The organism is Desulfosarcina cetonica JCM 12296 (genome assembly GCF_001311845.1).
GTDB lineage: Bacteria > Desulfobacterota > Desulfobacteria > Desulfobacterales > Desulfosarcinaceae > Desulfosarcina > Desulfosarcina cetonica.
Window position 1 is genome coordinate 1 of record NZ_BBCC01000190.1, and the last position, 11526, is coordinate 11526.

Here is an 11526-nt window from a genome sequence, read left to right on the forward strand (position 1 = left end):
AAACTATAGAACCAGGTGATGAAACATATCCACTTTTCGGTTTTGGGTTGCTCCGTTTTTTTGGCATTCGGAACGATGCTGGTTTTCCTTCTTCTTCATCCGACCGCAACCCTGGCACAAACCCCGCTGTCGCTCGTGTTGACCGCCAATCTCAGAGGCGATTTCTCCCTCGACATCGAAAACCAGGACACGACCGATCCCCTTTTGCTCCTGGCGCAGGATATTCTCGCCGAGACCCGCGGTGGTGCAGATCTCTACCTGGATTTGGGCAATGCATTTTATCCCGGCGTGCTCTCAAAATACAGCTCGGGCGCCATCATGATGGATTTTCTGGATTACTTCGCCTGTTCCGCCGTTTTGGTATCGTCCAAGGACCTCCAAATCGGCGCCAGCAATCTTGAATATCTACAGAAATATAAGAATGTGCGCCTGCTGTCCGCCAACATCGCCAAGGGGAAGGCGCCCATCTTTACACCCTGGTTTGAATTCAGCAGGGCCGGCCAACGGATTGCCGTCATCGGCCTCTCCTCAAAAAAATAGAAATCGATATTGCCGAGAAAAGTCTTTATGACTACCACCTGATCAATGAGAAAGAGGCGCTTTTGCCGGTGCTGGCCGAAATCGAGAAAACCGGCATCAAACATGTCATCCTGCTTTCCGGACGCAATCTCGGTGATACGATCGACCTGCTTCAAGCCCATCCGCAAATCGGCTTGGCCCTGTGCGGCGGCGATTACACCGGGCGTATTTTTTCCGTCCAGACATCCCGGATGGACCTGGCCGACGGCCGATCCGTTCTCATGCTGAATGACAACGTGGATTATTTTCGTCTCGACCTGATCGTCGATGACACCATTCGGGTAAAGGCCTTCGCGCAAAAGCAGACTACTGCCAAGCCGACCGAAGAGGCCGTATACCTAGCGTTTAAAAACCGTCTTTCGTTGTGGAAGGAGAAATTCATTGAAGACGAGGTGAAGCTGATCTCCGACCTCAATGCCGTGGAATCAAAGATCGACGACGTTCGCTTCGCGCAACTGCTTCGTGACCGCTTTGACTGCGAGATCGCCGTGGTCGAAACCGACACCATCAAACCCCTGTCGCTCAACCAGGACATCAAATCCTCGGACTTCCTGTCCATGGTCAACCGGGACTATTTTGTTTTTCTCTTTACCTTGACCGGCGATGAATTGAATCGGGTATTGGAACAAAAAAAAGGACCTGGTGATCACGGGCGTCAATCGTACGAAGGCCACCGTGCAGGGGTACCCGATTGTCGGCACCCGGCCGTATCGGGTGGCCGCCACGCAGCCCGCCATGCAGCTGATCCGCCGGAGGCTGCGCAAGTCGTTTCCCGATACCAATACCTGGATGACGGCGACGGATTTGTTGAAGGACGACCTTGAAAACGCGCAGGTGGTGCTGCGTGGTGACTATGCCTATCTGGATCGGCGCTTCAGGACGACGGTGGATGCCTACCTGTCCAATTTCATCGACAACAGTGGCGTCAAACGGGGCGAAGATACCGAAACCCCCGCAGGACAACCCTCGAAGACCTATAACAAGTGGGGACTCGAAAACAAGATCGATCTCACCATTTACAACGACACCCATCGCTTTGTTTTCAGCCCGTATATGCTCTACAGCCGCCAGGACAAGGAGTATTTAAACAACATCCTGAGAGGCACATTTCTCTATGAATACAACCTGAACGAAACGCTTCGGGCGTATAACAAACTCCGCGGCGACACGGTGGTCGAGCCTGTGGATGGATTGCAGCCGATATTGCTGCGCGAGACCCTGGGCGTTTCGGCCCTGTATAAGGATTTCGAAGGTAAACTGGGATTTGGTTTTGAAAAGGAAATCCAGGACCCTGCCGAGGCGGCCCTTTACGGCATCGAACTTTTGGCCAGCATCGACATTCCCTTTTTAACGCACTTCACCTATTCCTTCGATTTTGACGCCTTTTCCGGCATTCAGGATGAAAACGGCTATCCATGGCGGATCCGCAGCGAAACCAACAATGCCATCTCCGCCAATCTGAACACCTATATGAGCCTGTCATTCCGGCATAAGTTCTTTTATCTGTATGATGGATCCAGCGATGATTACTATCAGAATTCTCAATTTATTTTCTCGCTGGATTTCAATCAGGCTGGAAGTTCTACTAGCGAATCCCACGCCCTGATCATTCCGATTGCCACTGACCCGCATTTTCTCGATAAGCAACCGTCGTTGGGCGTCAACAGTTTAAAAGTACTACGCCAAGGCCTTGGCCACCACTTCCGACAGCGGGGTGGTCGACCGACCAATGCATGTACTCAAGGTTTTACTGGCGTCGAAAAGACCACCCTTGGCGGCGCCGGCGTCCGAATCGGCCAGCATATCGGCCAGGGCCTCCGGCAATCCCACCGCTTTCAGGGCTTTGGCATACTCGGCTTCGGGCATGTTCTGATACCGCACCGATTTACCGGACTGTTTCGCGACTTCGGCGGCGAACTCGCTCAGGGTGTAGGCCTCGTCGCCGGCCAGCTCATAGACCTTGCCGGCCTGGTTTTCAAGCAGCAACACGGCTGCCGCGGCGGCGGCATAGTCGGCCCGTGCGGCGGAGGCAATGCGACCGTCTCCGGCGCTGCCCAAAATGACACCCCTTTCCAAAGCGGCGGGGATACCGGCTGCATAATTCTCCGTGTACCAACCGTTACGTAGCACCACATGCGGGATACCGGATTCGGCCAGCTTGGCTTCCGTCTGCCGGTGTTCTACGCCCAGTCCCAACGGGGTCGTGTCCGCACGCAGGATGCTGGTGTACGCCAGCAGCCCCACACCGGCCTTTTTCGCCGCGGCAATAACATGGGTGTGTTGGGCGACGCGCTGACCGATTTCATTCGAAGAAATCAAAAGCACCTTATCGGCTCCGCGAAAAGCTGCGTCCAGCGTGTCCGGCTGGGTATAATCGGCCTTGCGCACGCCGACCCCCTGCCTGGCAAGGTCTTCCACCGAGGCCGGGTTGCGCACCATGGCCACCAGTTCGGATGCGGATACGGATTTCAAGAGCTCATTGATCACCAGCCGGCCCAAATTCCCGGATGCACCTGTAATCACGATCATGGTTGATCTCCTTTGTTGGGGTTGATTTTAAAACTGGCAGCAATATAATCTCAATACTAACTTTTCGTAAGTACGTACAAATAGGTAAGTATGAAAAAAAATGAAAACCGAACCCCCATCCACAACGGCAAATCCATTGAGTGATCGCCTGAAAAAAGGTGATTTATTCGCAACACCCTGCTTCCAGGGAAATCCTCAAACACGTGTGCAGTCGCTGGGGCGTTTTGATCTTGATTGCCCTGCTCCATGGGAAACACCGCTTCAGTGAATTGCGGAACAAAATGGGCGGTGTCAGCGAAAAGATGCTGGCCCAAAGCCTGCGGTCGCTGACCGAAGACGGGTTTGTTTTGCGCGTGGCCTACCCGGTGGTGCCCCCTTTTGTGGAATACAGCCTTACCCCGTTGGGTGAGGAAGTCGCCAAACGGGTTGCCGCATTGGCGGATTGGATTGAGACGAATCTGCCGCAGGTGCTGGAAGCCCGCCAATCGGCGGAACATGCTGCCAAGCCATCGGATCAAAAAAGCGGCCCGCCCCCCGTATCATCCGGATAGCGGGAACAGGCGGGCAGGGTAAACGCATTTGGAACCTATTCTGCAAAAGAATGGTTGCAGGCAAGGCCAGCTCCGACAAAAAACAACGATAAATATTGGCATCACAGGAACTTGTAGGAGCGGTCCTTGACCGCGAAAAATAGGAATCGATCCAAATGCGGTTGCCCTGACAGGCGGGACGCGTTTATAGACATCTACTCAAAACTAAGCTATGAAAAGATGCTCTTCAGCAAATGGTCCATGGTTCTGAACACTCCTGCAAATTATAAGATAAGGGCAAGTCACGTGTGGCGTAAAGAACTCGACGAATTGGATAGAAGAAAACAGACCGCCCATGGCCTGGGGGGGGAAAAGAATATCGCCAAACAGCACGCCCGGGGGAAAATGACCGTGCGGGAACGCATTGACAGCCTCTGCGATCCGGGAACCTTTTTGGAAAGAGGTCTTCTGGCCGGCGCGCCCACTTACGACGATCATGATCCGCATGTGCTCAAGACCCTGGTCCCCTGCCCGTTTGTCATGGGTATCGCCAAAATCGACGGCCGACGGGTTGCCGTTCATGGGGACGATTTTACCATCAAGGGGGCCTCGGTGGGCCGGCTGTACAAAAGCAAGGGCGCCTATTTCGTCAAGATGGCGCGCTCGCTGAAGCTGCCCATGGTGCGACTGGTGGAGGGTGCCGGCGGATCGATCCGGGAGATTCTCGACATCGGATACACCGAACTGCCCAGCTCGGGCGACGAGTGCGCCCAGGATCGTGTGGAAGTGCTGTCCGAGGTGCCGGTGGTCTCGGCCGGCTTCGGTTCCGTGGCCGGCTGGGGGCGCTTTACATGGTGCAGAGTCATTTCTCGGTGATGGTCAGAAATATGTGCCATGTCTTCGTTGGCGGCCCGCCGTTGGTCAAGTCCGCCTTTGGCGAGGAACGCACCAAGGAGGAATTGGGCGGCTACCTGCTGCATACCCGGCAGACCGGCGTCGTGGACAACGATGCCATCGACGAACAGGATGCCCTCGACCAGGTCAGACAATTTCTCTCCTACCTGCCGGCCAACGTGTGGGAGATGCCCACACGCAACGAAGAAGCGACGGATGCCCCCGGCCGCAAGGAAATGGGCCTCAGGTCCATCATCCCCCGGAACAATCGCAAGCCCTATGACATGCGCGCCTTGCTGGGGCTGGTGCTGGACCGGGACTCGATTTTCGAAATCGGCCGCTATCAGGGACGCTCGCAGATCACCGCACTGGCACGCCTGAACGGCTATCCCGTTGGCGTGTTGGCCAACGATCCCAATTTTCTGGGGGGCTCCTTCAATTATGACGTGGCCGAGAAATTCCAGCGCTTCATCGACATGTGCGACACTTTTCACCTGCCCATCGTCAACTTCGTCGACCAGCCGGGTTTCACCATCGGTATGCAAAGCGAACAGCAAGGCACCATCCGCAAAGGCGTCCGGGCCAGTTTCGCCATCATCCAGGCAACCGTGCCGATGGCCGTCATCTACATCCGAAAATGCTTCGGCGTGGCCGGCGGCGCGCAGAAAAGCGGCCTGCGATTGAGCTGGCGATACGCCTGGCCATCGGCGGTTTGGGGTAACATTCCGGTGGAGGGCGGCGTCTACGCGGCCCACCGCCGTGAAATCGAGGCTGCCGACAACCCGCAAGCCCACCTCGAACGGCTTCAGGAGATGTACCGGGCCGTGGCCTCCCCCTTTCGAACGGCCGAGGCTTCGGTGTCGAGGATATCATCGATCCGGTGCAGACCCGGCCGCTGCTTTGCGAGTGGGTGGAAATGGCCTACCAGGTGGAGAAGAACCAGCTGGGTCCCAAAAAACGGGGCATGCGATGCTGAACGGCCGCACGGTGTTCACCATGGCCCCCCGCTGGGTGCCTGTCTCCCGCAGAAATGAATGGGCCGGATACAGAATCCCGTATCCGGCCCGTTTTGATGACGAAGCGATCTGATTTACAATTTTACCCTTTCTTTACCCCGTCTTTTCTTCATCGCCTTGATTTCCGCGGCCACCGTTTTCCAGCGTTCCCTTTCGACGCGGTTGGCCGTCTTATGCTGTCGATCAGAAAGATACATCATTTCACGTTTCATTTTATGGTAGTTTTCAACTCTGTCCTTGGTAATCTCCCCTTCGATCAAGGCCTGCTGAACGCGGCAGCCAGGTTCATGCATATGGCTGCAATCCGAAAAGCGGCATTCCAAAGCTAGCCTTTCGATGTCCGCAAAGGCGTGTTCCATCCCCCCATCCCCGTCCCAAAAGGCAATCTCCCGGATACCGGGATTATCGATCATCATTCCGCCTTGGGGCATGATGATCAGGTCCCGGCTGGTGGTGGTATGCGTTCCCTTGCCCACGGTTTCGCTGACCGATCCTGTCAACTGGATGGACTTTCCGTATAGACGGTTCACCAGGGTCGACTTGCCGGCGCCCGATGATCCAATCAGGGTACAGGTCTTGCCGGGTGACAGATAGTCTTCCAATTGAACGAGTCCCAACCCGTCCTTTGCGGAGACCAAATGTACCGGAACCCCGAACGCAATGGTTTCAACCTCACGGGTAAACACCTCTGGATGCATATGCAGATCCGCTTTTGTCAAAATGACGGCGGGATTCAGACCGCAGTTGTAGATGAGCGTCAGGCACCTTTCAATGCGCCGCAGGTTAAAATCACGATCCAGACCGCAAACCACAAACACGGTGTCGAGATTCGCCGCGATGACCTGTGCCCGTGTGGGTTGCGCGTTCTCTTTTCCACGCCGGCCTGCAGCGCCCCGGGACAGCACGTTCTTTCTGGGTAGGACATTGGAAATCACATGATCCGTCATGACCACCCAGTCTCCTGCGACGGGATACAAGCCATCCGGTTGATGGTTCAGCCGGCCTGCCACCCGAGCAAGGCGACTCCCTTTTCCTTGACTGACAGAGAAACTATTTTTCCTCACACCGACACTCTGGCCGGTTCGAGCCTGCCATCGGATAGGTTATCCAGGTGCATCTGAAAGAAGGGGGACCACCCCAGCCTTGCCAGCGATGGGATAAGGTCCATTGTCAATGCGCTTTCTGAAGGTTTCATGATGCGTCTTATTCTCCACGTTGTTGTCTCGTGTTTTCTCAATAGCAATCGGTGCATGGCTTCAAGGCCAGTACGGAGAAGGCACTTGAATCACGCATCAACATATTGTAATTTCAGTTAATAATTCGTTACCTGAAAAGAGGACAAGTCTAGCGGAGGGGTTTTGGATGACACCAGCAGGGAAATAGATCCGGTGAGACCAACCGCGTTTGAAAAAAGCGCTTGGGTTGAGGCCTGAGTTGCGACGTCGTTTCCTTGGACCTGCCGCAGGCCCGACAATCGCTCAACGCAGGAGACCCATTATCGAGTTCTGGTCAATCAGCCGCCGCCGTATTCGTCCTCTTGTCGGCAACGATTGACACAATATCCACTATCGTCTTGAACATGAATGCTCCTTTCATTCGCCTAAGCGGTTCCCATGTTGATGGCCGACATTACCACAAAGACAGGCCTCGAAGCTACCCTTTCAGCCTGATGATCAGATCAAACAAGGCAGAATAGACCTGAAAAAGCTGTTTTTCCGTTAAGCGCATACTTGCTCATCGGCGTACGCGCCTGCGCATATCCATCTCGCCGACAAGCTGGTTTCAGCGTTGAACTCGTTGGAGAACCCTCTGGTTGTCGTTTTGGATGACTTCCATACGATTGCGGCGCAGTCTGCCCTGGCCATACTCGCCCGAATGGTTCAATACCTTCCGGATAGGGTTCACCTTGTCATCGTAACCCGCGTGGATCCACCACTGCCGCTGGCGCAGTGGCATGTTCGAAGTTGGATGGGCGTGTTTCGGGCAGCCGATCTTGGTTTTTCCCTACAGGAGGCACAGGCATTTTTCGCACAGACAGCTGGAAGCGTCCTTTCCACCGGCGCCATCAAAAGGATTCACGACCGAACCGAGGGATGGGTCGCCGGCCTTTGGATGACCCGGGTCTCGCTATCCGGTACGGATGACCCCGAACGAGTCGTCCAAGGCATCACGAATAACAATCGCCTGGTGATCGACTTCTTCATGGATTCAGAAAAAAAGCGATGGCCCGCTCTTCTTGTGGCCCACGCCTATGGGAAACTGTTCCATTGGGATTTTAATGGCATGCGCCCTTTGATGGACAATGCCGAGGCTCTGCTGAACAGCTCCGAAACGATAATGTCCGAATCCAGGCGGCAGAAGCTTTTAGGGGATATCGATGCCCAGCGCGGCTTCTATTTCTATTGGCAGGGCGATGTGCAAGCCTCCCTCAAGCATGCCCTCAGGGCGCTGAATGTCTCATCCGAACGCTATCCGTACCTGCACGTTCTGGCGATCATGTACAGTGCCGGCAGCTATGCGATGACGGGCCGGAGGGACAAGGCGCTCCGGTTGCTTGACGAGGCCATGGCAACGGACTGTTCAAGGGGCAGTCGGAATGCCGGCGCGTTCCTTACCGTCCATGCATCCCGGGAATCGGCATATCAAATCCATTCTCGATGGGTTCGAAGAGAAGATATCCACCAAAGATCAAGACCTCGAAACCGTGTCGTTGACCGCAGATCGGCTTTCGGCAGGATTGACCCATCGTGAATTGGACGTTCTGATGTTACTCGCCGAGCGACTCAGCAACAAGGAAATCGCGGATCGACTGTTTATTTCTCCCATAACGGTAAAACGGCACACGGCCAATATCTACCGCAAGTTGAACGTTCATTCTCGCCGCCAGGCGGTTGTCGAGGCCTTCAGACACCATCTGGTTCCTGTGCAATAGTCGTTGAGGCTACGCAGTCCTATCCGCTTTCCCGGTTTTATTAAACTCTGGCTGCACCTTTTCTGCACCTTTTCGGGGGATTGTCTGACTATGACAGCCATGATACTACGCTAATGTGGAGAAGATGGCCTACAATAAAAAAACAGAATTCCTGGTAAGTTATCCAGCCACCTACCGTATCCGCATTTCCGGCCAACCAAGCCAGCACGGGGCCGACTATCTGCAGGGTATGGCGATTGTTACCTTCGAAACCGGGGATCAGGAGACGGTTACCCAAATCATGGGGCAGCTCCCCGACCAGGCGGCCCTGATGGGCATTTTGCAGCATCTGTATAGCTTCGCGATTCCCTTGCCGAGCGTGGAGTGCCTCGATATTTGCAGCCAAAAAGGAGATGCCAAATGAAAAAGTTAGGAACACTGTTCGGATTTTTGGTTCTGGTGCTGACGATGGCTTTGCCGGCCATGGCCAAGGATTACGACTTGGTCATCAACAACGGCCGGGTCATGGACCCTGAGACGAATTTCAATCAGATCGCCAACGTCGGCGTCAAGGACGGTAAGATCGCCGTCATCACAAAGAAAAAGATCACGGGCAAGGAGACCATCGATGCCGAGGGGCTGGTGGTGGCGCCGGGTTTCATCGATACCCAATACCACAGCCAGACGCCGTTCGGCATCAAGATGGCGCTGCGCGACGGCGTGACCTCGGCCCTGGACCTGGAAAACGGCATCCTGAATACGGCCGAGTGGTACGACGGCAAAGTCGATCGCTGGCAGGTCAACTACGGCGCCACGGTTGGTCTCGCATTCGTGCGCATGATCGTACATGACGGCCTCAAAATCGAGGGCGCCTTGGACACCCCGATCGGCTCGCCACTCATTGCTAAAGCGGCTGCCGACGGCGTTCCCGGTTGGTCGGTCACGCGTAGCAGTATCGATCAGATGAACCGGATCATGGCCCGGATCGACGAAGAGCTGCGCCAGGGTGCGCTGGGTGTGGGTGGCCTATATGGCCAAAGGCGTCACCACCTATGAAATGTATGCTGTTCAACGCACCGCCGCGCGTTACGGTCGGTTGAGCGACTTCCACCATCGTTTCCACATCAGTGCTCAAACACCGACCGAGGCACCGCTGGGTTTCGACGAGGTGTTCACCAATGCCTTCCTGACCGACGCCCCGCTGCTGATCGCGCACGACAACGACTATGGCTGGTGGGAGATCGAAGAGAAATTGCAGCTGGCCCGTAAAAGATGGTGGAATTATTTCTTTCCGCCAGCCTTAACATTGATCGAGGCATAAATATAAAGTTAACAAGGAGATGGGACAACAGTACGGCCACCTTGTAAAAGACAAGATCATCGCCACGCGTGATGTCTGGAAGAAGATTTTCATAGACTCCGAGGCACTTACCTATGAGAGTATTCTAAAAGTAATCGGCAAGCCATTCTACACTTCCGCGCCGAAGACTTTAAAGGACCTTTATGAGGGGATCGCCGATACATCCGGGCTCAAACTCGAAGAAGTGGTCATCATGGATAATTGGCGCCCGCTTGTGCTACTAGGCAGGGCAAACCGTCGAAACCTTTTACGTTTCTTGATGCCGGAGTGAAGTAAGGGCCTCGGGATATGCGCCACGGCAAAATTGTGTTGCCTGATTTTTTCATAGGACAAACGGGCTTACGACGCGTTCACCTCTGGAGAGTTGGGGGTTGACGTCTCGGCTTCCGCACTAACGAAAGGCGGCCCATGAAAAGTCTGATGGTGATCACCGATGCGCAATACGCCGGGACGATGATCGAATGTTTCGGGCGGTTGTCAGGTCCCCGTTTTGGACCTGTGACGGTGCTGTGCTGTTTCACGGGCCACCCCATCGAACCCATGACCCCGTTGACCCAGGAACGCCTAATCAGCGGAGAGGGGCTCCTGCGAGCGGTGCATCAGGCGTTGAAGGCGTCCGGCGACGGGCTTCAGGATGTCGATATCGCGTATCTGAGGGATCCCGACCCGGTGGCGTCGGTACTCAAAACGATCGATGCGCATGCCTTCGACTGCCTGATCATCGGCACCGAGGGCCGCATCGGAGAAACGTACCAGGATGCCTCTTTTGCCGAAAGACTGTTTCGGTTTGCCCCATGTGAAACCCTGCTGATAGACGCCGTTCCCTCGGGTTCCATCGAGAAACGTCGCATCCTGGTTCCCATGGGCGCTTCGATGACCAAGGACTCTTTATCGTTTGCCCTGGATCTGGCGCATCAAGGCGGAACCGTCGTGCCCCTGCTGGTGGGGCCGGCGTTCGGAACCGACGCCCGGGCAACGGCCCGCAAGGAGCTGGAGTTGAAACTGCGCGAAATCGGAATCGACATATCCGACAAATTCGCACCGGATGTCATTGTTGCCGCCAATACCATGCAGGGACTGGTGCGGGCCTTGCGTCCCGACGACACCATGTTGATTACAGCATCCAGTGTGCAGGTGCTGCATCGATTTCATCAATTGTGGAATGAAAAAAAGTGCCGGCGTCAGCCAGGGGCACCGTCGCGGTTTACAGCCCGGCCCGCCGGGAACGCATTGACGCCTTGCGGGACTGGCAGTCCAGATACTTGCCGAAACTCAATGCCACCGAACGCGTGCGCGTATTCGACATGTTGTTGGCCGGAGCCCGCTTCAGTCCCGATTTTCTGATCATGATGGGTATGGCCACAGCCATCGCCGCGCTGGGTCTGCTGCAAAATTCCGGAGCCGTGGTCATCGGTGCCATGCTGGTGGCACCACTGATGAGTCCCCTGATCGGGGTAGGCTTTGCCCTGGTCCAGGGCAACATCAGGCTTTTCAATCTCTCCATACGCAGCATCGTCGGTGGCATTGGTATCGGATTCTGCCTGTCTGTTCTGATCGGTTTCCTCAATCCCAACGAGGATTTCACGGCGGAAATAATCGCCCGCACCACACCCGAAATACGGGATCTGCTGGTTGCCTTCATTTCCGGGGCAGCGGCAGCCTATGCCTTTGCCCGGCCGAATCTCGCGGGGGCACTGGCCGGCGTGG

Annotated in this window: 15 protein-coding genes; 13 read left to right on the forward strand and 2 right to left on the reverse strand. The window is 55.3% G+C overall.

All coding sequences use genetic code 11. The features are described from left to right. Nucleotides 1-75 precede the first annotated feature (75 nt). Nucleotides 76-540: a bifunctional UDP-sugar hydrolase/5'-nucleotidase gene (locus JCM12296_RS27830; RefSeq protein ID WP_157067953.1), complete on the forward strand. Its 465-nt coding sequence runs from the start codon at nt 76-78 to the stop codon at nt 538-540. Between the two features lie 68 nt (nt 541-608). Further along, nucleotides 609-1403 (forward strand): hypothetical protein, encoded by a 795-nt coding sequence (locus JCM12296_RS27835; RefSeq protein WP_157067954.1) that lies wholly within the window; start codon nt 609-611, stop codon nt 1401-1403. 853 nt (nt 1404-2256) lie between these two features. Here JCM12296_RS27835 and JCM12296_RS37175 read toward each other — a convergent pair. Then, nucleotides 2257-3108, reverse strand: coding sequence for an SDR family oxidoreductase (locus tag JCM12296_RS37175; protein ID WP_083456586.1), 852 nt, complete (start codon nt 3106-3108; stop codon nt 2257-2259). Nucleotides 3109-3266: 158 nt separating this feature from the next. On the opposite strand from JCM12296_RS37175, the gene JCM12296_RS27850 reads away from it, so the two are divergent. The 3 genes from JCM12296_RS27850 (at nt 3267) to JCM12296_RS42650 (ending at nt 5566) form a co-directional block, all read left to right on the forward strand. Continuing rightward, nucleotides 3267-3659 carry a winged helix-turn-helix transcriptional regulator gene (locus JCM12296_RS27850; RefSeq protein ID WP_281492178.1) on the forward strand — a complete coding sequence of 131 codons (393 nt, stop codon included), beginning with the start codon at nt 3267-3269 and terminating at the stop codon, nt 3657-3659. Between the two features lie 285 nt (nt 3660-3944). Continuing rightward, nucleotides 3945-4514: a carboxyl transferase domain-containing protein gene (locus tag JCM12296_RS48280; RefSeq protein ID WP_218188322.1), complete on the forward strand. Its 570-nt coding sequence runs from the start codon at nt 3945-3947 to the stop codon at nt 4512-4514. Then, nucleotides 4490-5566 (forward strand): carboxyl transferase domain-containing protein, encoded by a 1077-nt coding sequence (locus JCM12296_RS42650; RefSeq protein ID WP_218188323.1) that lies wholly within the window; start codon nt 4490-4492, stop codon nt 5564-5566. The genes JCM12296_RS48280 and JCM12296_RS42650 overlap by 25 nt, the downstream gene beginning before the upstream one ends. Before the next feature lie 56 nt (nt 5567-5622). Here the strand turns inward: JCM12296_RS42650 and rsgA are convergent, their stop codons facing one another. Then, complete coding sequence (gene rsgA / locus JCM12296_RS27860) at nt 5623-6495, reverse strand: ribosome small subunit-dependent GTPase A (RefSeq protein WP_246804986.1); 873 nt, start codon at nt 6493-6495, stop codon at nt 5623-5625. A 1021-nt stretch (nt 6496-7516) separates the two neighbouring features. Between rsgA and JCM12296_RS42655 the strand changes: the two genes are divergently transcribed. The 8 genes from JCM12296_RS42655 to JCM12296_RS27895 all read left to right on the forward strand — a co-directional run. Beyond that, the gene (locus JCM12296_RS42655; RefSeq protein ID WP_218188324.1) at nt 7517-8299 is read left to right on the forward strand and encodes a hypothetical protein; all 783 of its coding nucleotides are present in this window, start codon (nt 7517-7519) and stop codon (nt 8297-8299) included. 13 nt (nt 8300-8312) lie between these two features. Next, nucleotides 8313-8480 (forward strand): response regulator transcription factor, encoded by a 168-nt coding sequence (locus JCM12296_RS50940; protein WP_213182698.1) that lies wholly within the window; start codon nt 8313-8315, stop codon nt 8478-8480. 115 nt (nt 8481-8595) lie between these two features. Continuing rightward, on the forward strand, nt 8596-8883 hold the full coding sequence (locus JCM12296_RS27870; RefSeq protein ID WP_157067955.1) for a hypothetical protein: 288 nt from the start codon (nt 8596-8598) through the stop codon (nt 8881-8883). Then, a complete protein-coding gene (locus JCM12296_RS27875; protein WP_054699960.1) occupies nt 8880-9515 on the forward strand; it encodes an amidohydrolase family protein in 636 nt (211 codons plus the stop codon). Before JCM12296_RS27870 ends, JCM12296_RS27875 begins: the two co-directional genes overlap by 4 nt. Beyond that, nucleotides 9490-9780, forward strand: coding sequence for a hypothetical protein (locus JCM12296_RS27880; RefSeq protein ID WP_157067956.1), 291 nt, complete (start codon nt 9490-9492; stop codon nt 9778-9780). Before JCM12296_RS27875 ends, JCM12296_RS27880 begins: the two co-directional genes overlap by 26 nt. Nucleotides 9781-9799: 19 nt before the next feature. Continuing rightward, complete coding sequence (locus tag JCM12296_RS27885) at nt 9800-10090, forward strand: hypothetical protein (RefSeq protein WP_054699964.1); 291 nt, start codon at nt 9800-9802, stop codon at nt 10088-10090. Nucleotides 10091-10227: 137 nt separating this feature from the next. Beyond that, nucleotides 10228-11163: a hypothetical protein gene (locus tag JCM12296_RS27890; RefSeq protein WP_054699967.1), complete on the forward strand. Its 936-nt coding sequence runs from the start codon at nt 10228-10230 to the stop codon at nt 11161-11163. 11 nt (nt 11164-11174) lie between these two features. Continuing rightward, nucleotides 11175-11526 (forward strand): DUF389 domain-containing protein (locus JCM12296_RS27895; RefSeq protein WP_172684148.1); only part of this gene is annotated, 352 nt, incomplete at its 3' end.

Bases quoted from the DNA above. Each gene is read 5' to 3' on its own strand.
- JCM12296_RS27830 (WP_157067953.1), top strand. From the start codon at position 76: ATGCTGGTTTTCCTTCTTCTTCATCCGACCGCAACCCTGGCACAAACC.
- JCM12296_RS37175 (WP_083456586.1), bottom strand. From the start codon at position 3,108: ATGATCGTGATTACAGGTGCATCCGGGAATTTGGGCCGGCTGGTGATC.
- JCM12296_RS42650 (WP_218188323.1), top strand. From the start codon at position 4,490: ATGGTGCAGAGTCATTTCTCGGTGATGGTCAGAAATATGTGCCATGTC.
- rsgA (WP_246804986.1), bottom strand. From the start codon at position 6,495: ATGACGGATCATGTGATTTCCAATGTCCTACCCAGAAAGAACGTGCTG.
- JCM12296_RS42655 (WP_218188324.1), top strand. From the start codon at position 7,517: ATGGGCGTGTTTCGGGCAGCCGATCTTGGTTTTTCCCTACAGGAGGCA.
- JCM12296_RS50940 (WP_213182698.1), top strand. From the start codon at position 8,313: ATGTTACTCGCCGAGCGACTCAGCAACAAGGAAATCGCGGATCGACTG.
- JCM12296_RS27875 (WP_054699960.1), top strand. From the start codon at position 8,880: ATGAAAAAGTTAGGAACACTGTTCGGATTTTTGGTTCTGGTGCTGACG.
- JCM12296_RS27880 (WP_157067956.1), top strand. From the start codon at position 9,490: ATGGCCAAAGGCGTCACCACCTATGAAATGTATGCTGTTCAACGCACC.
- JCM12296_RS27885 (WP_054699964.1), top strand. From the start codon at position 9,800: ATGGGACAACAGTACGGCCACCTTGTAAAAGACAAGATCATCGCCACG.
- JCM12296_RS27890 (WP_054699967.1), top strand. From the start codon at position 10,228: ATGAAAAGTCTGATGGTGATCACCGATGCGCAATACGCCGGGACGATG.